The following is an 18,701-nucleotide window of genomic DNA, read 5'->3' on the forward strand; positions in this document are numbered from 1 at the left end:
CAACCAACCCCGTTACGATTACGGGGCGACTGCCGCGACAATTTCCGCCTGCTGCTCCTTCTTCAACGGCTGACCGACGCTTTGGTCCTTCAGTCGCATTGATGACCTGGCGGAAAGATAGTTTGTCGGCGCAAGCCAGCGTCGTCCGGTGCCCGGCACAGCCTTCTTGATCGGAATTCCGGCGACCAGCAGCGACACCCCCGGAAGTCGCTGCACGACCAGATGAATCGCGACCGGGATAAGGATGGACACAGCAGACAACACAACAAACGTCAGCGCGGTTGGCAGAACGACCAACCGCTCAAGCAAATGCCGAACCGCCGCACCTGAAATCGAGTGCCACAGAAAGATCGTATAGCTGTAGCGGCCAATCCACTGCGCGAATGCGATCCGGGGGCAGTGCACCAGCATCAGATAGGCGCCGGCAATCCCGCACATGGTCGCCGACAGCATCCGGCGATGAAACTCGGTTCCTCCCGCCGTTTGCGCTGTCCACTGGAGCACAAGAACCGTCACGACCAGCGCAATTGCCAATCTGCTCAGTTCCGCCCTGGCAAGCAGGTGCAAATGATTCTGAAGGATCATCCCGACGATAAAGTAGGGCAGCAGGTACAGCGCACCATTGAAGCTGAGAAACGTCGTCGTGAAGAAGGTCCGCGACAACATTGTCGCAGCGAACCCGACGATCAGCAGGGTCGACCATCCCGGTCGGCTCTTGCTGTCCCAGATCGCCATGCAGAAGTAGATCAGAAGGATCGCCTGCAGGAACCAGAAATGCTGGTAATGGAAAAAGATCGCCTCCAGCGGGACGGTCTGATCCCCATAGACCATTCGACGCGCGACAACCGTGAAGAGCGTCGCGAAAAGCAGCGGCAATCCCAGCCTCTGCGCTCTTTTCCCAAGAAAATGTCCGAGATTGGACGAGGTGACTCGCCGGGAACCGTAAAGAAAACCGGCAAGCAAGGCGAAGGTCGGCATGCGCAGGAAGTCGAGGCTGCTCATCGCCTGCCTCCAGGCACTGCCTTCCGGCAAATGCATTCCGTTGTCGCTGGTCGGCCCGACGACATGGTAAAAAACCAGCGCCAGACAGGCGATCCCGCGCACTGTCATCAGTTCAAGTCTTGGCGCCTGGAATTGCCCAGCCGCACTTATTCTCGGAGTCATACGCGAGCACCATCCCCATGTGCACAACAGTGCGACCCCGAGCATGGTGCGCTATCGTTCAACAGTGGGTGGTAAAGTGATAATTACCGGAAATCGAGCGCCAGTTGATCGTATTGTCCAAAATGGAACAGTCGAGATCCGAGCGATCGATCCGGCACTATTGTTACGGATCGCGAAAACCGACCTGTCCTGCCCTTGCCGATAGTAATCTACGGCAGCCCAATATCCGACAGCCACCAAATGATGGCGCCTGCCATCACCGCCAGCGCCGTCAGCATCAGGCGTTTGCCAAGGCTCATCCTGAATACGTGCGGATTGTCCGCCCGATATTGTTCGGCCTGATTCCACGCCGCCCGGTTGGCGGATAGCAACCCCATGTCGAGCGGGCCGGTTGCCACCAGCCGCTCGCCGACCTCGCGATGCTCTTCGGGATCGAGCTCGGGATAGCGCAACAGCAATTCTTCGAGGCGCGTCAGGGATTGAAGGTCGTCCGCCCACCGGGCGCGACCTGCGTCTTCGTTCGATAACATGCAAAACTCCAGCGGCGCCGGGCGCCATCGCACCCGGGCCGGTTCAATCAGTCAGAAAAGGGCGCCGTCAGCGGCGGCGGCGAAGCAGACGCTCGAAGCGGCTCCTGATCACCTGTTTCAGGCGCCGCAGCCGGAACACGCGAAGCGGGCTCGGCCGCTCACGCCGCAGTTCACCCGCAAGCGCACGGTCGATGACATAGCTGAGCGTGGTCAGCCGCAGGGTCTGGGTCGACATGGCAAATCTCCATTGCTGCCGTCAGCACGATCGGCTGCGGCATGGCTGTTCGATGCTTGGAAAGGATCGATCAGGCGGCTGGAGGTGCCCTGGCGCGATACGGCGCGCCGCCGGCGACGGCGTCGACACGGCGGGAGACAAGAGCCTGCTCGCCGACGGGACGCAGGACACTCGTCCTGACCTCGCTGGCGAACGGCGGGAGAATGACGGGATCGGGATCGTGCCGCTGGTTCTTGATCGCCGCGCGGCCGTCGTTCCCGGCAGGCGCGATGACGAGGCGCTTGGCAAAGGCCGAGGCAGCGTGCGGCTGCGCTTCGACCGGTACGGGTGATAGGGTGGCACCCGTCAGGATCCCGTAGAACAGGGCAAGCAGCAGCGCGAGGCTGCGGTGCGCGGCTGGCCGGCTGGAGTCCGAGAGGGTCATGATCCTGCCCTTCCATATGGCTCGGCGAACCCGAACCGCAACCCTTCAGCGCTGGTCGGAAAGCCGTCTCAGTGTCCGGGAAACGCCAGCAGGCTCTGCGTCGCCACGCCCTCGGCCTCGAGACTGGCCGCGCCGCCGAGATCAGGCAGGTCAATCAGGAATCGCGCGCCGGTCACCACCCCGCCCGCCCTGCGCACCAGCCGCGCCGCGGCCAGCGCGGTTCCGCCGGTGGCGATCAGATCGTCGGCCAGCAGCACCGTGGCACCCGGCGCGCAGGCGTCGACGTGCATCGCCAGCCGGTCGGTCCCATATTCCAGCGCGTAATCCTCGGCGATGGTGGCGCCGGGCAGCTTGCCGTCCTTGCGGATCAGCAGCAGCCCGGCGCCCAGCTTCAGCGCCAGCGCAGTGGCGACGACGAAACCGCGCGCTTCCATTCCTGCGACGAGATCGGGGCGCCCGTCCACGGTGTCGGCCAGATGATCGATCGCCGCCGCAAAGCCTTCCGCATGAAGCAGTAAGGTCGTCACGTCGCGAAACAGGATCCCGGGCTTGGGATGATCCGGGATGGTCCGCACCAGGCTCTGCAATTCGTCTCGGGTCATCGCTTGTGTCTCTTTCCAAAGAAGAAAGGCCCCCGTCACGCGGACGAGGGCCTTTCTTTTGAAAGCCGGTGGCGGAGGGCCTAGCCAGCGATGCCGCTGTCGGCCTTGGCCTCGTCCATCCGCTCGCGGAACTCGGGGTCCAGCGGGCCGCGGATCGATACCTGGCGCTTCGCATTCGCCCAGATGTTGCGATACGCCATGTAGGCCAGCACCGTGGCGATCAGCAGGAACACCAGCACCGCCCAGCCCGCACGATGACGCGCCTCAAGGGTCGGCTCGGCCGTCCAGACCAGGAACGCCGACACGTCCTTGGCCATCTGATCGACGGTCGCCTTGGTGCCGTCGGCATAAGTCACCTGCCCATCGGACACGAGCGGCGCCGGCATGGCGATGTTGAGGTTGGCGAAATACGGGTTGAAGTGCAGTCCCTGCGGCGGCTTCGCATCGTTCGGCACCGGCTTGCCTTCCGCATTGCGGTAGGTGTCGGCGTTCGCATAGCCGGTCAGCAGCGAGTAAACGTAGTTCGCGCCGTCGTGCCGGGCTTCGGTGATCAGGCTGAGATCGGGCGGATAGGCATTGTTGTTGGCCGCACGCGCCGCCGTCTCGTTCGGATACGGCGAGGGGAAGCGGTCGGACACCAGCGCCTTGCGGGTCGCCGCTTCACCCGTATCGGGATTCACCGACGGCACCTCGATCGCCCACTGATTGGCGATCGCCTTCACTTCGGCTTCCGAATAGCCAAGGTCGGTCAGCTGGTAAAAACTGACGTACTTCATGCCATGGCAGGCCGCGCACACTTCCTTGTAGACCTGGAAGCCGCGTTGCAGCTGCTGGCGGTCGAACTTGCCCATCATGCCGTCCGAAGGAAGCTCCGCGTCGCGCGGGTCCTTGTGGAAGTAATAATAAGCGGCGTGCTCGGGTGGATTGCGGAAATAATCCAAGCCGTTGACGACCAGCGACCAGAGCAGGACGAAAACGAACCCTGCGCCGACGAAGAAACCGATGATGCGGACCATGGGTCTGATGTCTTTCTTATTCGGCCGGCTGCGGCGCGGTGGTCGAACCCGACGGAGCCAGGCCATAGGGCCGGCTTTCCGCCTTTTCACCGTGCAGCACGCTTTCGGAGATGCTGTTGGGGAGCGGCCGCGGCTTCTCGAACTTCGAGACGAGCGGCAGGATGATCAGGAAGTGCGCGAAATAATAAGCCGCGCAGATCTGGCTCAGCGCGATCCACGGCTGCTCCGCCGGCATGACGCCGCACAGGCCGAGGACCATGATGTCCGCCACCAGCACCCAGAAGAAGATCTTGTAGACCGGGCGGTAGCTGGTCGAACGGATCGGCGAGCGGTCCAGCCAAGTCAGGAAGAACAACAGCAGGATCGAGCCGAACATCGCCAGCACGCCCCACAGCTTGGCGGGCAGGATGAAGTCGACGGTGAAGGCGCGCAGGATCGCGTAGAACGGCCAGAAATACCATTCGGGGACGATGTGCGCCGGGGTCACCAGCGGGTTCGCCTCGATGTAGTTGTCGGGGTGGCCGAGGCTGTACGGGAAGAAATAGACCACCAGCGCGAAGATGATCAGCGCGACGCCGATGCCGAAGCCGTCCTTCGCCGTGTAGAACGGGTGGAAAGGCAGCGTGTCCTTCTCGTTCTTGACGTCCACGCCCGTCGGGTTCGACGACCCCGGGATGTGAAGCGCCCAGATCTTCAATATGGTGACGCCCGCGATCACGAACGGCAGCAGATAGTGGAGCGAGAAGAAGCGGGTCAGCGCGGCCTGGTCGGGGGCATAGCCGCCGAGAATGAACACGCGCAGCGGCTCGCCGACCACCGGAATGGCCGAGAAGAAGCCGGTGATGACCTGCGCGCCCCAGTAGCTCATCTGGCCCCAGGGGAGGACGTAGCCCATGAAGGCGGTCGCCATCATCAGAAGGTAGATGACGAGGCCCAGCAGCCACACCATCTCGCGCGGCGCCTTGTACGAACCGTAATAAAGCCCGCGGAAGATGTGGATGTAGACGATGGCGAAGAAGAAGCTCGCGCCGTTCTGGTGAACGTAGCGCAGCACCCAGCCCGCCGGCACGTCGCGCATGATGCGCTCGACGCTGTCGAACGCGCCTCCGGTAAAGCTGTAATAATGCATCGCCAGCACGATGCCGGTGATGATCTGGATCATCAGCGCGAGCCCCGCGAGGACGCCGAAGTTCCAGAAATAGTTGAGGTTGCGCGGCACGGGATAACCGCCGCCGATGGCGCCATAAACGAGGCGCGGGACCGGCAGACGCTGGTCCATCCACTTCATGAACGGCGAGGTGGGTTCGTAGGGCTTGGCCCAGGCAAAGCTCATGGTGTCAGTCCTCAACCGATCCGGACAACGGTGTCGCTAGCAAATTCAAAGTCGGGCACAACGAGATTGAGCGGCGCCGGACCCTTACGGATGCGTGCGGCCGTGTCGTAGTGCGAGCCGTGGCACGGGCAGAAATATCCGCCGTAATCGCCCTTGGTCTCCCCCTCGCCGATGCCGAGCGGCACGCAGCCGAGGTGGGTGCAGACGCCGAGCGTGATCAACCACTGATTCTTGCCGGGTTTGGTGCGGTCGGCGAGCGACTGCGGATCGCGCAGTTCGCTCAGCTGCACCGCATTGGCAGCCTGGATTTCGGCCGGGGTCAGCTGCTTGATGAACACCGGCTGCTTGCGCCAGCTGGTCTTGATGCCCTGGCCCGGCTGGATCTTGGAGATGTCGACCTCGATCGACGACAGCGCGAGCACGTCGGCCGAGGGGCTGGCCTGCATCAGGAGCGGCGCCACGGCGGTCGCCGCGCCGACGCCTGCAAAGCTCACCGCGGCAATGTTGATGAAATCGCGGCGGCGAACGCCCGGATCGCCCGCTTCGGCCGGGGTCGGCTCGCCGGGCATCCGCGGCTGGGTTTGTTCAACGGTGGCCATCAACGGGTCCTTGAGCTCGCTTGTTGGCGCCCTAAACGGGAGCATGACGTGAAGCCGCCCCGGCGACGCGGAACGGGCTAATCGCCGCGCCTGATAGCGGGGCGTTCATCTCTCCTCAAGGGTGCAATGGACGCTTCAATGCCGAAACGACCAAGGGGTGTGATCTCGTTTCTTGGCGAGCGCCCCCCGACCGGCTAGCCACGCGCGCCATGCAAGCCCTCGACGAGCAACAATCCGCCGCCCGCGCCTGGTTCGAATCTCTGCGCAATCGAATCTGCGCCGAGTTCGAAGCGATCGAGCGCGAAGCCGGCTCCGACGCCTCCTTCGAATACACCCCGTGGGATCGCGAAGATCCGTCGGGCGAGCCGGGCGGCGGCGGCGTTCGGGGCGTCATGAAGGGCTGCGTGTTCGAAAAGGTCGGCGTCAACGTCTCTACCGTCGGCGGCACCTTTACCGAGGAATTCGCAAAGTCGATTCCCGGCTCCAGCGAAAACGGCAATCGCTTTTTCGCCACCGGGATCAGCCTCGTCGCGCACATGGCCAACCCGCACGTCCCCGCGGTACATATGAACACCCGCTTCCTGTGCACCGCCCGCCGCTGGTTCGGGGGCGGCGCCGACCTCAACCCGGCGATTCCCTACCCGCAAGATACGCAAAGCTTTCACGCCGCGCTGAAAGCCGCCTGCGATGCCCACGGCGCCGACTATTACGAGCGCTATTCCAAATGGTGCGAAGACTATTTCTGGCTTCCCCACCGCAAGGTCGCGCGCGGGGTAGGCGGAATTTTCTACGACCGACTGGAAGGCGATTTCGCCGACAATTTCGCCTTCACCCGCGACGTCGGCGAAGCCTTTCTCGCCGCTTATCCGCAGATCGTCCGCGCCCGCATGGACACACCGTTCGACGAGGCCGACATGAACCGCCTGCTCGAGTTTCGCGGCCGCTATGCCGAATTCAACCTGCTCTACGACCGGGGCACGATCTTCGGCCTCAAGACCGGCGGCAACGTCGACGCCATCCTGATGAGCCTGCCCCCGCTGGCAAAGTGGAGCTGACCTAGCCCTCGCCGTGCCCCGCGTGGGGCACCGATACATTGGCCTCGCCGCCGCCAGTCGCCTGCAGATACAGGCGGCAGGCGACCACCACGAACAATACCGACACGGCGGCAGCCAGCAATTGCTGAATCAGCGCCACCAGCGCTGCGCTGAGGCTGCCCGGCTCGATCGCGCCGAACGCCAGGATGATCGCCGCCGACAAGGCGCCGCCAAGCCCGCCGAGCAGCAGAAAGCCGACCACCATCAGCAGCACGATCAGCCCTAACAATTTGAGGAAGTGCCCACGGGTCTTGGCCCAGGTCTGCTTGAGGAGATTGATCGGACCGAAGTCGGAGTCCGCCGCCAGCGGGGTCATGAAGGCCAATCGCACCAGCACGAATAGCATCGCCAGGATCAGGATCAACATCGCTGCAAGCACCGGTGCCGGTACGGTCTCCGGGGCCAGCGTCTGAGTCACGCCCGCCGACATGCTCAGCACGCTGATCGCCAGCGCAAACGGCAGGATCGCCAGCATCAGCGCGCCGAGCAGCGACGGCATCCGCCGGAACGCGTGCGCCAGCGCGCCGCCGACGGTGGACGGATGGCCGAGCGCGATTCGGCTCACCGCGATCTGGCTGGTGAGGCTCAGCAGCGCCGCGATCAGGCCGAACAAGCCGATCGCCCAATGCGTGTCCGCGGTCCGCGTACTGCTCGGCACAAAGGTCTCGAGGATCGCGCCCGGCACCACCGTCAAGGCCAGCGCAACGGCGAAGATCGCCCCGCCGTCGGCCCGGAACACGCCGCGCGCCTCGTCCCACGCCTGACCGATCGACAGCTTCATTCCGCGTCCCACCCTGCTTGGCTTCCAATGAGCGGGGCTTAGCCGCCCTCTTGCCCCTTGGCCACTTTTCATGGCTTGGGGATCCCATGCGCACCGTGAAAGGCATCGAATGGCGGGTCAGCCACGACCTCGTCCCCTACGAACAAGCGCTCGCCGACATGGACGCCCGCGCCGCCGCCGTCCGCGCGGGCGAAGCGGGCGAGCGCGTATGGCTGCTCGAACACGCACCCCTGTTCACCGCCGGCACCAGCGCGGACCCGGCCGAACTGTTCAATCCGCAAGGCTTTCCGGTGTTCGAAGCCGGGCGCGGCGGGCGCTATACCTATCACGGACCGGGCCAGCGGGTCGGCTATCTGACCCTCGACCTCGCCAAACGCGGCAAGGACATCCGCTGCTTCGTACATGCGCTCGAAGGCTGGGTGATCGATACCCTCGCCGACCTCGGCGTCGCCGCCCATCGCTCGGAAGGGCGAATCGGGATCTGGACCGGCAGCGGCCCATCCGAAGCCAAGATCGGCGCCATCGGGGTGCGGGTGAAACGCTGGGTCACGCTGCACGGCTTTTCGATCAACGTCGATCCCGACCTGTCGCACTTCGGCGGCATCGTGCCGTGCGGGATCGCCACTCACGGCGTGACCAGCCTGGCTGCCCTGGGGGTCGCCGCCACGCTTGCCGACGTCGATCACGCGCTCGAAAAGCGGCTGCCCGAATTCCTCGCCAAACTAGGTCCTTCGATCCCCCTCTTGGCGGATGGCTGACCTTTCACTACACAGCGCGGTGATTTGCGACGTGGGACAGCCACGCCAGATCGAATTTTCTAGGGAGTGATTCGAATGCGTGCTCTGATCCTGGTCGCCACCGCGGCCCTCGCTCTGTCGGCTTGCAGCAGCAATGAAGCCGCCAACAACACCGCCATGGAAGAGAACATGGCCGTCGACACCAACGCCGTCGCCGACATGAACGCCATGGACGCCAACATGACCATGGACTCGAACATGACCATGGACAGCAACATGGCTGCCGACAGCAACATGATGATGAACGACACCAACATGATGTCGAACGACGGCAACATGATGATGAACAACGCGATGTAAGTCGCTTCCGGGATCCTTTGCGGAACCCGGAGTTCTCACGGAAAGGGGCCGTTGGCATCACGCCGGCGGCCCCTTTTCTGTTGGCGGTAAAGCCGCTAGCCCAGTGTGCATGATCCGCCTTGCCCCTCCGCTCGCCGCCCTGCTGCTTCTTGCGGCCTGCGGCGACAAGCAGCCCGCCACCGTTAACGAAGCCGTCAGCGACAGCGGGCTCGAACAGGAGAACGTGGTCGCCGGCGACGTCACCGCAATCGACGCCGCCACCGCCGACGATGCGCAAATGGCGAACGACATGGCCCCGCCCGCGCTCGACGAGGAGGGCAACAACAGCGCCGGCAACAACTCGAGCGACAACGAAGCCTGACGACAAAGGTCAGGCCAGGCCCACCACTTTGTGCGCCTGAAGACTGAGCCGCCAGCGCGGCCGGGCCATCGCCAGCGCGATCGCGGCTTCGACCGACCCCTCCGGCCCATCCATCGGCTGGACCAGGAAATGGCCGAAGTCCCAGCCTTCCAGCGCCGCCGGATCGATCCCCTCCTGCGGCCACACCAGCTTCAATTCGTCGCCGGCCCGCTGCACCACCTCGGTCCCGGCCTTGGGACTGATGCACAGCCAGTCGATTCCCGCCACCACCGGCAGCGTCCCGTTGCTTTCCACCGCGACCCGAAACCCTCGCGCGTGCAGCGCATCGATCAGCGCGGTGTCGAGCTGAAGCATCGGCTCGCCCCCCGTCACCACCACCAGCCGCTGCTCGGCGCCAGCGCCCCACAAGCGCTCGACCTGATCGGCCAGCGCGTCGGCGGTCCTGAACTTGCCGCCGTTCACCCCGTCCGTCCCGACGAAATCGGTATCGCAGAACCGGCACTGGGCGGTGGCGCGATCCTGCTCGCGCCCGCTCCACAGATTGCACCCGGCAAAGCGCAAGAAAACCGCGCGGCTCCCCGCCTGCACGCCTTCACCCTGCAGCGTCAGGAAGCATTCCTTCACCGCATAGGTCATGGGGCGGCGGCGTAGCGGGTCGGGTCGGGCAGCCCGGCCTGCTCGAACCCCATCGCGCGCAGCCGGCACGCATCGCACGTCCCGCACGCGCCGCCGTCGGCGCCTGGATCATAGCAACTATGGCTCTGCCCCGCGTCGAGCCCCAGCCGCGCCGCTTCGCGCGCGATCTCGGCCTTGGTCATGTCCTGCAACGGCGCGTGAATGGTGAAGGGATCGCCTTCCACCCCCGCCTTGGTGGCGAGATTGGCCAGCCGCTCGAACGCCGCGACAAAATCGGGGCGGCAATCGGGATAGCCCGAATAGTCGAGCGCATTGACCCCTACGAACAGGTCGCACGCCCCGCTTGCCTCGGCAAGGCCGAGCGCGAGGCTCAGGAAAATCGTGTTGCGCGCCGGCACATAGGTTACCGGAATGCCTTCGCCCACGCCGTCCTTGGGCACCGCCACATCGCTTGTCAGCGCCGACCCGCCGAATGCGCGCAGGTCCATCGGCAGGATGACGTGCCGGTCGGCCAGATCGGCGGCGATCCGCTTGGCCGCCTCCAATTCCACTCGGTGGCGCTGCCCGTAATCGATCGTCAGCGCCGAGACCGAAAAGCCTCGCTCCCGCGCCAGCGCGGCGCAGACCATGGAATCAAGCCCGCCCGAAAGCAGGACAATGGCGATGGGACGGGGGTCGGTCATGGCGCGCGCGCCCATAGGACGAGGCTCTCCGAAAGGCAAAAAATGAAAGCCCGCCCCGAACGGCGGACGCCGAAAAAAGAAGGGCCGCCCCGAAAGGCGGCCCAGGTTCGGGCGCGATGGCCCGTCAGGGAGGAAAGCGTGCCATTCCAATCGGTCAGGCACAGCCACCTCTATATCCGCTTATGGTTAAACGACGCCTTAACGACCTGACGAAAGAGGACATTCCCCGACACGCCGCGCATAAACCGAAAAGTCGTACGGCTCGCCCCTACGGAAGCCCTGCGTGTCGAGTTTGAGCGAACGCGGCGTCGTCACGGTAATCTCCGACCGCCCGAATTCGCCTTGCCCGCATTCGAGACTCATCAGCAGTCGCCGCGGCGAATTGACAAGGATCGTGCGCTGGCAGCGGTCGCCGGCATGCGCATAGGTAGCAAGCAGCGTTAAGTCCTTCAGGCAGCCCCGCCGCGCCCCATTGCCGGTCGCATCGCGGCTCACTTCCCACAGGCCCGGCTCGACCCCCGGAAGCACGCTCGGCGCCTGCGCCGGCTGCGCCACGGCGGCGGCCGACAGCAGCAGCACGAAAGGCGCGACTCTTCTCATCGCGGTCATTCTAAAACGCCCGCCCTTAATCGAACGACAGCGGGAAGCTGGTCGAACAGAATTCGCAATTGACCCGGATCACGCCTTCCTCGTCCTTCATCTCCTCGCGCTCCTCTTCCGGAAAGCGGGCGATAACCGAGCGAACATAATCGGGATCGCAGCGGCAGCCGCGGCTCAGCGCCGCGCCGGCCAGCACACGGACCTCCTCTTCCTCGTGGAATAGGCGCCACACCAGCCCGTCGAGCGGCAGGTTTTCGTCGGTCAATTCCTCGGCCTTTACCGAGCCCGCCAGCACCGCGACATGGTCCCACTCGGGATTGTCGAGCCGGGTGTGTAGCCGTTCGCGCCCTTCCTCGCCCTCGGGCAGATGCTGGAACAGGATTCCGCCCGCCACCCAGCCATCCGCCTTTTTCTCGGCGGCCAGGCGGACGATCGACGGGATCTGCTCGGACTGGGCGAAATAGCTTTGCGCGGCGACGGCCAGGCTTTCGCCTTCCAGCGGCACGATGCCCTGATAACGCTCGTCGGTCGCCGGCTGGTCGAAGGTAATTGCCAGATAGCCCTCGCCGAACAGGGTCTTGAGCGTCGGTGCATGCGCCGCGTCGGCCAGCTTCACCGGATCGTGCCGGACATAGCCGCGCAATTCGCCGCCCTTGTAGTCGCAGACCAGCAGGTCGACGACTCCGCCCTGCGTCTGCGCCTGAAGCGTCAGTTGCCCGCCCGGATCCTTCAGGAGCGAGCCCAGCAGCGCGGTCAGCACCAGCGCTTCGGCCAGCATTCGTTCGATCGGCGGGGGATAATTGTGCGCGGACAGGATGGCGTCGAGCGAGGGGCCGATCCGGGCGGCCCGGCCACGGGCGTGGCGCGCCGGCACGGTCACGCCAAGCGCGGAATCGAGATTAGTGATGTCAGGGGTCATGGGAAGGAGATAGGAACCCCCTCCCCCGACCTCAACCGGTCAATCCGATACGGACGCCGGGCACCGTCTCAGACGGCGCGCGCCTCGCGGGCGGCTTCGTTGGCGTCACGGTGCGCATTGGTGCGCTCCAGCCGGTTGGCCATGGCTTCCCACGCCTCGGCGGCTTCGAGATTGCGGCGCTTCACATTTTCGAGATTGGCTGCGGCGGCATCGCGGCGGCATTCGGCGGCGCGCTCAGCATAGAATTGGAGGGTGGACATCGGGGGCTGTCTTCCTTCGGGGCTAGGGGGTTGCGGCGAAAAATCGGGAAGCGGCCCGCCACGCCATCACGCAGGCGGGCCGCTCCCAAAAATTGGCGTCAGGCGCTCTGCAGGTTCACTGCGCTCGCGCGGCCGTCGCGGCCGCTCTGCAGCTCGTACTGGACCTTCTGGTCGCGATCGAGCGTGCGCATGCCGGCTGCTTCCACCGCCGAAATGTGAACAAAAGCGTCGCCGCTTCCGTCCTCGGGCGAGATAAAGCCATAGCCCTTGTCGGCGTTGAAGAATTTGACGGTTCCGGTAATCATTTTGGTAGTCCTTCTCGTAGCGCCACCCGAGTGCCGGGCAGCACGCTAGGAGCAGCGAGGAGAGAAGGAAAAAGGAGCCGCAAAGCGCCGTAGACCGTCAAAACTTGCGACTGATAGCCCTGTCCATATGCGCCCAATCGGCAAAAATTACAACCTCGGGGCCACCGGCGCGCTACGGGTCCGAGGCACAAGCCTGTGCCTTCTTGCCTGATCGCCCGGGCACGCGCAGTGACAAGGTCATTTATCCATACCGCCCAACAGGAGCCTCGATCCCATGACCAAGAGCCTCGCCCTTCTCGCCGCCCTTGCCCTCGCCGGAACAACCGCCCTCGCCGCTCAGCCCAAGGCGCCGGCCGCCACCGCCGCTCCCGCCAAGGTCCAGGCCGGCAGCTACAAGGTCGATCCCAACCATACGCAGGTGGTCTGGTCGGTCGATCACTTCGGCTTTTCGCGCCTCTACGGCATGGTCGGCTCGATGAGCGGGACGCTCGACATCGACCCCGCCCGGCCCGCCGCCGCCAAGGTCGCGATCGACATCCCCTTGTCGGGCCTTACCGTCACCTCGCCCGGTTTCGCCAAGCATCTCGCCACCGCCGACCTCTTCGACGTCGCGCAATTCCCGACCGCCCGCTTCGTCTCGCGCAGCGTGTCTGTGCGCGGTAACCAGGCCACCATCCTTGGCGACCTCACCCTGCGCGGCATCACCAAGCCCTTGACCCTCGCCGCCCGCCTCCACGGCACCGGCGCCAACCCGATGAACAAGAAACAAACCGTCGGCTTCTCCGCCACCGCCAAGCTGAAGCGCAGCGACTTCAACCTGGGCTACGCGGTGCCCAACGTCTCGGACGACGTGAACCTCGAGATCACCGCCGCCTTCGAAAAGTAAGCTCGGCTCCAACCCGCCACCTCCTTGTTCCCACGCGAACTGACGCTATATTGCGTCAAAGGAGGTGGCGCATGAGCCTAGCGCAATATGCCGAAGGAGGGCTGTTTGCCCCCGCGAAGATTGCCGATCTGCTGCGCACCACCAGCCAGGAAGTGGCGGCATCGGCCGGTCTCGCCCGCGACGCGGTGCAGCGCCGTGAGCGGTTGAAGTCCGCCCGGACCCAAGGCCGCCTGCGCGAGATGATCGAGATCCTGAACAAGGTCGAACCGCGCTTCGGCTCGCCCCTCATGGCGTTCGCCTGGTATCGCTCCGAACCGCTCGCGGGCTTCGCCAACCAGACCGCGATGACCCTGGTCCAGCAAGGCCGCGCGGGCGACGTCCTCGCCTACATCGATGCGGTCGACGCCGGGGTGTTCGCCTGAGGTGGATTTCGACGGGCTACTCTACCGCTCCCTGAACCCGCTCTACGCCCGCCAGCCGCTGTCGGGCGAAGGTGCCGCTCGCTTCGGCGGTCGCTTCAATCCCAAGGGCACTCCGGCGCTCTACACCGCGCTGTCCATCGCCACCGCCATCCGCGAGGCCAATCAGGTCGGCGACCTCCAGCCCACCACGCTGGTCGCCTATCGCGCCACGTTGACCAACCTGTTCGACTGCCGCGACACGGCCGCGCTGGCTGATTTCGGCATGACCGCCGACACCCTCGCCGATCCCGCCTGGCGCCAAGCGATGCGCAGGGGCGGCCGCGCCGCGACGCAGGACTTCGCCCTGGCGCTGATCGCCGCCGGCCACCCCGGCCTCCTCGTCCGAAGCTTCGCCCGCGGCGCGGACGCGCACGATCTTAACATCGTCCTGTGGCGCTGGACCGGCAACGGCGCCCGCCTCACCGTCATCGACGATGAAGCGCGGCTGGCTTAGGCCGCCTGCGGCACCTCATAGTCCGCCGACGCCGCGCTCAGCCCATCTACGAACGCGCGGATGTCATTGTCGTCGATGATCAGCGGCGGCAGCACGCGCACCACATTGTCGCCCGCCGCCACCGTCAGGATACCGCGGGTGCGCAGGTAACCGACGAAGGCGCGGCTGTCGGTCTTCATCTTGATGCCGAGCATCAGGCCCATGCCCCGCACGCTTTCGAACAGGCCGTCGTGGTTGGGGATCATCTGCTCCAGCGCCGCGCGCAGCCGCTGGCCGGTCTCGCGCACCTGCGCCAGGAACTCAGGGTTGGCCACGACGTCGAGCACCGCATTGCCCGCCGCCATCGCCAGCGGATTGCCGCCATAGGTTGAGCCATGCGTCCCGATCACCATCCCGCTCGCGGCCTTTTCGGTGGCAAGGCAAGCGCCGAGCGGGAAGCCGCCACCGATGCCCTTGGCGGTGGCCAGAATGTCCGGCTCGATCCCGTACTGCTCGTAAGCATAGAGGCTGCCCGTCCGCGCCACGCCGCACTGCACTTCGTCCAGCACCAGCATCAGATCATGCTCGTCGCACGCCGTGCGCAGGCCCTTCATGAATTCCTGCGAAGCCGGGCGAATACCGCCCTCGCCCTGCACCGGCTCAACCAGGAAGCCGGCGGTCGTGTCGTCGATCGCCGCCAGCGCCGCGTCCAGATCATCGAACGCCACCACCTCGAAGCCCTCGAGCAACGGCGCGAACCCGTCGCGCAGCTTGAGCTGATCGGTGGCCGAGATCGTCGCCATCGTCCGCCCGTGAAAGGCGTTCGAAAAGGTGATCAGCTTGTTCTTATGCGGATTGCCCGCCGCATGATGATACCGCCGCGCGGTCTTGATCGCGCATTCCACCGCCTCGGCGCCCGAATTGGTGAAGAATACCGTGTCGGCAAAGGTCAGGTCGACCAGCCGCTGCGCCAACGCCTCGCCCTGCGGCGACCCGTAAAGGTTCGACACATGTATCAGGGTTTCGGTCTGCTTCTGGATCGCGCCGATCAGATGCGGATGACTGTGGCCAAGCAAGTTCACCGCAATGCCGCTGGCGAAATCGAGATAACGCTCGCCGCCCTCGCCGATCAGCCACACGCCCTCGCCTCGGACCGGCCGCACCTCGCAGCGCGGATAGACGGGCATAAGCGGCGTGATGGCCATGAAACGGCTCCTGAAGAACGGACAAGAAAAAGGGCGCGGCCCCGTGCGTGGAGCCGCGCCCTCTCTATAGCCGGGCGGCGGAAAGTTTGAACCCTCCGCCTCAGCCTTTAGCGGCGGTAGGGATAACCCTCGCGGCGATCGTCGATGCCGTTGCGGTTGTTGTCGACCCAGCCGTCGCGGCCGTCGCGGACGCCATCCCGGTCGCGATCACGCCCGCCGCCATAGCCCTGGCCCCAGCCATTGCCGTAGCGGTTGTTGCCGTCGCGGGCCTGATAGGCGATCCGCTGCTGCAACTGGGCAAAGCGCAGGTCGAGATCGCGCTGCTCACGCGGGTCGATGCCGTTGCGGGCAAAGGCACGCGTGCGGTTCTGCAGGTCGATCGCCTGGGCACGCAGGCGGCGGGCCTCACGCTCGCTGATCCGGTCGCGGTTGTCGAACCGCTCGACCTGACGGCGAAGCTGGTCGGCGCGCTGCAGATAGACCGCGGTCAACTGGCGCTGGTTCTGATAGCCATAGCCATAACCCGGCTGGCCATAACCGTACTGCTGATAATAGCCCGGCTGCTGACCATAGTAACCCTGGGCGGCGGCCGGAGCGGCGGCGCCGAGGATCGAAAGACCGGCGGCGGCGAACAGGAACTTCTTCATCGTGTCTTCTCCCTCATCGAGGCTTGATGAAGGAGGTTCTACGCGCCGCCCCAATTCCGCAGGCTGAACACCGCGGTTATCTCTCGTTCACGCACCGAAACGACCAAGTGGCTGAAAAGCCTAGTTCTTGATCTTCCACCCGCTCTTCAGCAGCCCGTAGCAGAGGGCGAACAGCGCCAGGTTCAACGCCAGCAGCAGCCCGGCCCCGAACAGGATCGGCGAATCGGCTTCGCTGAGGAACCCGTGGCGGAAGCCCGAGATGACGTAGAAGAACGGATTGGCATGGCTGATCGCCCGGAACAGCGGGCTCAGCGCCTCGACCGAATAAAAGGTGCCGGACAGCAGCGACAAGGGCGCGACCACGAAATTGGTCACTGCCGCGGCATGATCGAACTTCTCCGCCCAGATCGAGGTGATGAGGCCGAGGAAACTGAGCAGCAGCGAGCCCATCAGCCCGAACCAGATCAGGCTCAGCGGATGCCGCACCGTCACATCGACGCCCGGCCACAGCGCCATCGCCAGCCACACCGCGCAACCGACCAGGATCGCGCGGGTCACCGATGCCCCGACCAGCCCGGCGATCAGCTCGCCGACCGACAGCGGCGGCATCAGATAATCGACGATCGTCCCCTGGATCTTGCCGACCAGCAGCGAAAAGCTCGAATTGGCGAACGCGTTCTGGATCATCGCCATGATGATCAGGCCGGGCGCGATGAAGCTCGGGAACGGCACCCCCATGACTTCGCGCTTGGCGCCCCCCAAAGCGACCGAAAAGATCACCAGAAACAGGAGGGTGGTGACCGCCGGCGCCCACACCGTCTGGGTCTGCACCTTGAAAAACCGGCGCACTTCCTTGACATAGAGAGTCCGAAGCCCGCCCCAGTTGACGCCCGTCAGACGGGCCTGGCCTGGGATCATGCGAAGGGATGAGGGCTGGTCGTTCACGCCTTCAGCGCCTATCGGCTGCGGGCTGGAACGGCAACGGTTAACCCGAACAAGCAAAGCGACGGAACAAGAATGAGCTGGACTGACGAACGCATCGATCGGCTGAAGGCCATGTGGGCCGAGGGCAAGACCGCCAGCGCCATCGCCGAGGAACTTGGCGGGGTCAGCCGCAACGCGGTGATCGGCAAGGCCCATCGCCTCGGCCTCGATTCGCGCCCGTCGCCGGTCAAGGCGGGTGAGGACAAGACGGCTCCCTCAGCCGCCGCGACCCCTGCCGCCGCTGCCCCGGTGACCGAGCGCGCGACCCCGTCGCGGGTGCGCGAAAAGCCGCCCATCGCCGCCATTCTCGAAGCCGCCGCGCCGATGCCCGAGGATGAGCTGAAGCCCGCCCCGGCCCCCGCCGCCGCGGCAGCTCCTGCCGCCGCCGCGCCCGCTGCTGCTGCGGCCGCGCCCGCTCCCGCTTCCGGCAAGGCCGGCGAGCCGGTCATGGTGTATCGCTCGATCGGTCCGGGCGGCTTCGTTCGCCAAGGCCCCGGCGACCAGCAGCCGCCGATCCCGCCCGCCCCGCCGCGCCGCCTCGTTCCGGCCAAGCCATCGCCCGAAATGGCGGACAAGACCGGCCTGCTCGAATTGAACGATCGCATCTGCAAATGGCCGCTCGGCCACCCGGGTGAGCCCGACTTTCATTTCTGCGGGCAGCAGGCCAATCCCGGCTATCCATATTGCGTCCAGCATTGCGGCGTCGCCTATCAGGCCCAGCTCCCCCGCCGCGACCGCCGCCCGCCCCCGCCGCTGCCTTATGGCGGTCCGCGGGTTCGCTGATCCGGGCTTTACCGAACGACAAATGGGCTCCGGAAGCATCTGCCTCCGGAGCCCTTTTTTCAACTGAGATCAGACGCTTTCGGGCGACCGTTCCTCGGTCGCAGGCTCGGCCTTTGCCTCGATCCGGTCATGCTGCGGAGCGCTCGCCGCGCCGCCGATCTCGATCCGCCGCGGCTTCATCGCCTCGGGGATTTCGCGCGTGAGCGTCAGCGCAAGCATGCCATCGGCAAGCGCCGCGCCGGTCACATTGACATGATCCGCCAGCGCAAAGCGCCGCTCGAAGCTGCGGGTGGCAATCCCGCGGTGAATATAATCGGCGCTGCTTTCCTCGCCCTTGCGGCCGCGGATGATCAGCACGTTCTGATGGCTGGTGATCTCGATCTCGTCCCGCCGGAACCCGGCCACCGCAAGCTCGATACGATACTCATGCTCACTGGTCCGGATGAGATCGAATGGCGGATAATTTTCGCCCGCTCCGGATGCGGCGCTGCTTTCCAGCATGTCGAACAACCGGTCGAACCCCACGGCGCTGCGCCGGAAGGGCGTGAAATCGAACGCACTACGCATTTCTTGTCCTCCTTTGCTTGAGTGAGCAACAAGGCGGACCGAAAGAGCGACAAGCCCCCGGCCCGTCACCGGACCCTTATTGAGGCGTCCGGCAAC

At 65.2% G+C, this 18,701-nt stretch carries 27 protein-coding genes; 8 read left to right on the forward strand and 19 right to left on the reverse strand.

Annotated features, from left to right (window positions below):
* Positions 1–18 precede the first annotated feature (18 nt).
* From V6R86_RS13560 to petA, 8 genes are all read right to left on the reverse strand, one after another.
* On the reverse strand, positions 19–1,110 hold the full coding sequence (locus V6R86_RS13560; RefSeq protein ID WP_338505241.1) for an acyltransferase: 1,092 nt from the start codon (positions 1,108–1,110) through the stop codon (positions 19–21).
* Positions 1,111–1,373: 263 nt separating this feature from the next.
* Positions 1,374–1,694 (reverse strand): hypothetical protein, encoded by a 321-nt coding sequence (locus V6R86_RS13565; protein ID WP_338505244.1) that lies wholly within the window; start codon positions 1,692–1,694, stop codon positions 1,374–1,376.
* Positions 1,695–1,761: 67 nt separating this feature from the next.
* The gene (locus V6R86_RS13570) at positions 1,762–1,929 is read right to left on the reverse strand and encodes a hypothetical protein (RefSeq protein WP_338505246.1); all 168 of its coding nucleotides are present in this window, start codon (positions 1,927–1,929) and stop codon (positions 1,762–1,764) included.
* Between the two features lie 70 nt (positions 1,930–1,999).
* Entirely contained in the window at positions 2,000–2,353 is a 354-nt protein-coding gene (locus V6R86_RS13575; protein WP_338505249.1) for a hypothetical protein, read from the reverse strand.
* Positions 2,354–2,421: 68 nt separating this feature from the next.
* Positions 2,422–2,955, reverse strand: coding sequence for an adenine phosphoribosyltransferase (locus tag V6R86_RS13580; protein ID WP_338505252.1), 534 nt, complete (start codon positions 2,953–2,955; stop codon positions 2,422–2,424).
* A gap of 80 nt (positions 2,956–3,035) precedes the next feature.
* Complete coding sequence (locus V6R86_RS13585; protein WP_338505255.1) at positions 3,036–3,971, reverse strand: cytochrome c1; 936 nt, start codon at positions 3,969–3,971, stop codon at positions 3,036–3,038.
* A gap of 16 nt (positions 3,972–3,987) precedes the next feature.
* Positions 3,988–5,304 carry a cytochrome b gene (locus tag V6R86_RS13590; RefSeq protein WP_338505258.1) on the reverse strand — a complete coding sequence of 439 codons (1,317 nt, stop codon included), beginning with the start codon at positions 5,302–5,304 and terminating at the stop codon, positions 3,988–3,990.
* A gap of 11 nt (positions 5,305–5,315) precedes the next feature.
* Positions 5,316–5,903 carry a ubiquinol-cytochrome c reductase iron-sulfur subunit gene (gene petA, locus V6R86_RS13595; RefSeq protein WP_425335966.1) on the reverse strand — a complete coding sequence of 196 codons (588 nt, stop codon included), beginning with the start codon at positions 5,901–5,903 and terminating at the stop codon, positions 5,316–5,318.
* 209 nt (positions 5,904–6,112) lie between these two features.
* Between petA and hemF the strand changes: the two genes are divergently transcribed.
* Positions 6,113–6,958 (forward strand): oxygen-dependent coproporphyrinogen oxidase, encoded by an 846-nt coding sequence (gene hemF / locus V6R86_RS13600; RefSeq protein ID WP_338505261.1) that lies wholly within the window; start codon positions 6,113–6,115, stop codon positions 6,956–6,958.
* Between the two features lies 1 nt (position 6,959).
* Here the strand turns inward: hemF and V6R86_RS13605 are convergent, their stop codons facing one another.
* Entirely contained in the window at positions 6,960–7,778 is an 819-nt protein-coding gene (locus tag V6R86_RS13605) for a hypothetical protein (protein WP_338505265.1), read from the reverse strand.
* An 86-nt stretch (positions 7,779–7,864) separates the two neighbouring features.
* Here V6R86_RS13605 and lipB point away from each other — a divergent pair, with 86 nt between their 5' ends.
* The 3 genes from lipB (at position 7,865) to V6R86_RS13620 (ending at position 9,236) form a co-directional block, all read left to right on the forward strand.
* Complete coding sequence (lipB, locus tag V6R86_RS13610) at positions 7,865–8,536, forward strand: lipoyl(octanoyl) transferase LipB (protein WP_338505268.1); 672 nt, start codon at positions 7,865–7,867, stop codon at positions 8,534–8,536.
* Positions 8,537–8,611: 75 nt separating this feature from the next.
* Positions 8,612–8,875 carry a hypothetical protein gene (locus V6R86_RS13615; RefSeq protein ID WP_338505271.1) on the forward strand — a complete coding sequence of 88 codons (264 nt, stop codon included), beginning with the start codon at positions 8,612–8,614 and terminating at the stop codon, positions 8,873–8,875.
* A 109-nt stretch (positions 8,876–8,984) separates the two neighbouring features.
* Positions 8,985–9,236, forward strand: a complete 252-nt coding sequence (locus V6R86_RS13620; protein ID WP_338505278.1) for a hypothetical protein — start codon at positions 8,985–8,987, stop codon at positions 9,234–9,236.
* A 9-nt stretch (positions 9,237–9,245) separates the two neighbouring features.
* Here the strand turns inward: V6R86_RS13620 and queE are convergent, their stop codons facing one another.
* The 6 genes from queE to V6R86_RS13650 form a co-directional block, all read right to left on the reverse strand.
* Complete coding sequence (queE, locus tag V6R86_RS13625; RefSeq protein WP_338505280.1) at positions 9,246–9,872, reverse strand: 7-carboxy-7-deazaguanine synthase; 627 nt, start codon at positions 9,870–9,872, stop codon at positions 9,246–9,248.
* On the reverse strand, positions 9,869–10,555 hold the full coding sequence (queC, locus tag V6R86_RS13630) for a 7-cyano-7-deazaguanine synthase QueC (RefSeq protein ID WP_338505282.1): 687 nt from the start codon (positions 10,553–10,555) through the stop codon (positions 9,869–9,871). Before queC ends, queE begins: the two co-directional genes overlap by 4 nt.
* A gap of 198 nt (positions 10,556–10,753) precedes the next feature.
* The gene (locus V6R86_RS13635) at positions 10,754–11,155 is read right to left on the reverse strand and encodes a DUF3617 domain-containing protein (RefSeq protein ID WP_338505284.1); all 402 of its coding nucleotides are present in this window, start codon (positions 11,153–11,155) and stop codon (positions 10,754–10,756) included.
* Positions 11,156–11,180: 25 nt separating this feature from the next.
* Positions 11,181–12,074, reverse strand: coding sequence for an Hsp33 family molecular chaperone HslO (locus tag V6R86_RS13640; protein WP_338505286.1), 894 nt, complete (start codon positions 12,072–12,074; stop codon positions 11,181–11,183).
* 68 nt (positions 12,075–12,142) lie between these two features.
* Positions 12,143–12,334 carry a hypothetical protein gene (locus tag V6R86_RS13645; RefSeq protein WP_338505288.1) on the reverse strand — a complete coding sequence of 64 codons (192 nt, stop codon included), beginning with the start codon at positions 12,332–12,334 and terminating at the stop codon, positions 12,143–12,145.
* A 98-nt stretch (positions 12,335–12,432) separates the two neighbouring features.
* Positions 12,433–12,639 (reverse strand): cold-shock protein, encoded by a 207-nt coding sequence (locus V6R86_RS13650; protein WP_168067087.1) that lies wholly within the window; start codon positions 12,637–12,639, stop codon positions 12,433–12,435.
* A gap of 274 nt (positions 12,640–12,913) precedes the next feature.
* Here V6R86_RS13650 and V6R86_RS13655 point away from each other — a divergent pair, with 274 nt between their 5' ends.
* The 3 genes from V6R86_RS13655 to V6R86_RS13665 all read left to right on the forward strand — a co-directional run bounded on the left by V6R86_RS13655 (position 12,914) and on the right by V6R86_RS13665 (position 14,440).
* A complete protein-coding gene (locus V6R86_RS13655; RefSeq protein ID WP_338505292.1) occupies positions 12,914–13,525 on the forward strand; it encodes a YceI family protein in 612 nt (203 codons plus the stop codon).
* Between the two features lie 71 nt (positions 13,526–13,596).
* Entirely contained in the window at positions 13,597–13,947 is a 351-nt protein-coding gene (locus tag V6R86_RS13660) for a hypothetical protein (RefSeq protein WP_338505294.1), read from the forward strand.
* Position 13,948: 1 nt separating this feature from the next.
* Positions 13,949–14,440, forward strand: a complete 492-nt coding sequence (locus V6R86_RS13665; protein WP_338505295.1) for an RES family NAD+ phosphorylase — start codon at positions 13,949–13,951, stop codon at positions 14,438–14,440.
* On the opposite strand, the gene V6R86_RS13670 is transcribed toward V6R86_RS13665, so the two are convergent.
* The 3 genes from V6R86_RS13670 to V6R86_RS13680 all read right to left on the reverse strand — a co-directional run bounded on the left by V6R86_RS13670 (position 14,437) and on the right by V6R86_RS13680 (position 17,189).
* A complete protein-coding gene (locus tag V6R86_RS13670) occupies positions 14,437–15,624 on the reverse strand; it encodes an aspartate aminotransferase family protein (protein WP_338505297.1) in 1,188 nt (395 codons plus the stop codon). The genes V6R86_RS13665 and V6R86_RS13670 overlap by 4 nt on opposite strands.
* Positions 15,625–15,731: 107 nt before the next feature.
* Positions 15,732–16,271, reverse strand: a complete 540-nt coding sequence (locus V6R86_RS13675; protein ID WP_338505299.1) for a hypothetical protein — start codon at positions 16,269–16,271, stop codon at positions 15,732–15,734.
* Between the two features lie 120 nt (positions 16,272–16,391).
* A complete protein-coding gene (locus tag V6R86_RS13680) occupies positions 16,392–17,189 on the reverse strand; it encodes an ABC transporter permease (protein WP_338505506.1) in 798 nt (265 codons plus the stop codon).
* Between the two features lie 99 nt (positions 17,190–17,288).
* Here V6R86_RS13680 and V6R86_RS13685 point away from each other — a divergent pair, with 99 nt between their 5' ends.
* Positions 17,289–18,038 carry a GcrA family cell cycle regulator gene (locus V6R86_RS13685; RefSeq protein ID WP_338505301.1) on the forward strand — a complete coding sequence of 250 codons (750 nt, stop codon included), beginning with the start codon at positions 17,289–17,291 and terminating at the stop codon, positions 18,036–18,038.
* 69 nt (positions 18,039–18,107) lie between these two features.
* Here the strand turns inward: V6R86_RS13685 and V6R86_RS13690 are convergent, their stop codons facing one another.
* On the reverse strand, positions 18,108–18,605 hold the full coding sequence (locus tag V6R86_RS13690; protein WP_338505303.1) for an Hsp20 family protein: 498 nt from the start codon (positions 18,603–18,605) through the stop codon (positions 18,108–18,110).
* Positions 18,606–18,701 lie beyond the last annotated feature (96 nt).

This window comes from Sphingomonas kaistensis (assembly GCF_036884275.1).
Taxonomy (GTDB): domain Bacteria; phylum Pseudomonadota; class Alphaproteobacteria; order Sphingomonadales; family Sphingomonadaceae; genus Sphingomicrobium; species Sphingomicrobium kaistense_A.

What these genes read in the sequence shown, in the direction of transcription:
- V6R86_RS13605 (WP_338505265.1), bottom strand. Translation starts at nt 7,778, where the DNA reads ATGAAGCTGTCGATCGGTCAGGCGTGGGACGAGGCGCGCGGCGTGTTC.
- V6R86_RS13685 (WP_338505301.1), top strand. Translation starts at nt 17,289, where the DNA reads ATGAGCTGGACTGACGAACGCATCGATCGGCTGAAGGCCATGTGGGCC.
- V6R86_RS13640 (WP_338505286.1), bottom strand. Translation starts at nt 12,074, where the DNA reads ATGACCCCTGACATCACTAATCTCGATTCCGCGCTTGGCGTGACCGTG.
- lipB (WP_338505268.1), top strand. Translation starts at nt 7,865, where the DNA reads ATGCGCACCGTGAAAGGCATCGAATGGCGGGTCAGCCACGACCTCGTC.
- V6R86_RS13560 (WP_338505241.1), bottom strand. Translation starts at nt 1,110, where the DNA reads ATGACAGTGCGCGGGATCGCCTGTCTGGCGCTGGTTTTTTACCATGTC.
- petA (WP_425335966.1), bottom strand. Translation starts at nt 5,903, where the DNA reads ATGGCCACCGTTGAACAAACCCAGCCGCGGATGCCCGGCGAGCCGACC.
- V6R86_RS13690 (WP_338505303.1), bottom strand. Translation starts at nt 18,605, where the DNA reads ATGCGTAGTGCGTTCGATTTCACGCCCTTCCGGCGCAGCGCCGTGGGG.
- V6R86_RS13615 (WP_338505271.1), top strand. Translation starts at nt 8,612, where the DNA reads ATGCGTGCTCTGATCCTGGTCGCCACCGCGGCCCTCGCTCTGTCGGCT.
- V6R86_RS13655 (WP_338505292.1), top strand. Translation starts at nt 12,914, where the DNA reads ATGACCAAGAGCCTCGCCCTTCTCGCCGCCCTTGCCCTCGCCGGAACA.
- V6R86_RS13585 (WP_338505255.1), bottom strand. Translation starts at nt 3,971, where the DNA reads ATGGTCCGCATCATCGGTTTCTTCGTCGGCGCAGGGTTCGTTTTCGTC.
- V6R86_RS13575 (WP_338505249.1), bottom strand. Translation starts at nt 2,353, where the DNA reads ATGACCCTCTCGGACTCCAGCCGGCCAGCCGCGCACCGCAGCCTCGCG.
- V6R86_RS13580 (WP_338505252.1), bottom strand. Translation starts at nt 2,955, where the DNA reads ATGACCCGAGACGAATTGCAGAGCCTGGTGCGGACCATCCCGGATCAT.
- V6R86_RS13650 (WP_168067087.1), bottom strand. Translation starts at nt 12,639, where the DNA reads ATGATTACCGGAACCGTCAAATTCTTCAACGCCGACAAGGGCTATGGC.
- V6R86_RS13635 (WP_338505284.1), bottom strand. Translation starts at nt 11,155, where the DNA reads ATGAGAAGAGTCGCGCCTTTCGTGCTGCTGCTGTCGGCCGCCGCCGTG.
- V6R86_RS13680 (WP_338505506.1), bottom strand. Translation starts at nt 17,189, where the DNA reads ATGATCCCAGGCCAGGCCCGTCTGACGGGCGTCAACTGGGGCGGGCTT.
- V6R86_RS13675 (WP_338505299.1), bottom strand. Translation starts at nt 16,271, where the DNA reads ATGAAGAAGTTCCTGTTCGCCGCCGCCGGTCTTTCGATCCTCGGCGCC.
- queC (WP_338505282.1), bottom strand. Translation starts at nt 10,555, where the DNA reads ATGACCGACCCCCGTCCCATCGCCATTGTCCTGCTTTCGGGCGGGCTT.
- V6R86_RS13645 (WP_338505288.1), bottom strand. Translation starts at nt 12,334, where the DNA reads ATGTCCACCCTCCAATTCTATGCTGAGCGCGCCGCCGAATGCCGCCGC.
- V6R86_RS13590 (WP_338505258.1), bottom strand. Translation starts at nt 5,304, where the DNA reads ATGAGCTTTGCCTGGGCCAAGCCCTACGAACCCACCTCGCCGTTCATG.
- V6R86_RS13620 (WP_338505278.1), top strand. Translation starts at nt 8,985, where the DNA reads ATGATCCGCCTTGCCCCTCCGCTCGCCGCCCTGCTGCTTCTTGCGGCC.
- V6R86_RS13660 (WP_338505294.1), top strand. Translation starts at nt 13,597, where the DNA reads ATGAGCCTAGCGCAATATGCCGAAGGAGGGCTGTTTGCCCCCGCGAAG.
- queE (WP_338505280.1), bottom strand. Translation starts at nt 9,872, where the DNA reads ATGACCTATGCGGTGAAGGAATGCTTCCTGACGCTGCAGGGTGAAGGC.
- V6R86_RS13670 (WP_338505297.1), bottom strand. Translation starts at nt 15,624, where the DNA reads ATGGCCATCACGCCGCTTATGCCCGTCTATCCGCGCTGCGAGGTGCGG.
- hemF (WP_338505261.1), top strand. Translation starts at nt 6,113, where the DNA reads ATGCAAGCCCTCGACGAGCAACAATCCGCCGCCCGCGCCTGGTTCGAA.
- V6R86_RS13570 (WP_338505246.1), bottom strand. Translation starts at nt 1,929, where the DNA reads ATGTCGACCCAGACCCTGCGGCTGACCACGCTCAGCTATGTCATCGAC.
- V6R86_RS13565 (WP_338505244.1), bottom strand. Translation starts at nt 1,694, where the DNA reads ATGTTATCGAACGAAGACGCAGGTCGCGCCCGGTGGGCGGACGACCTT.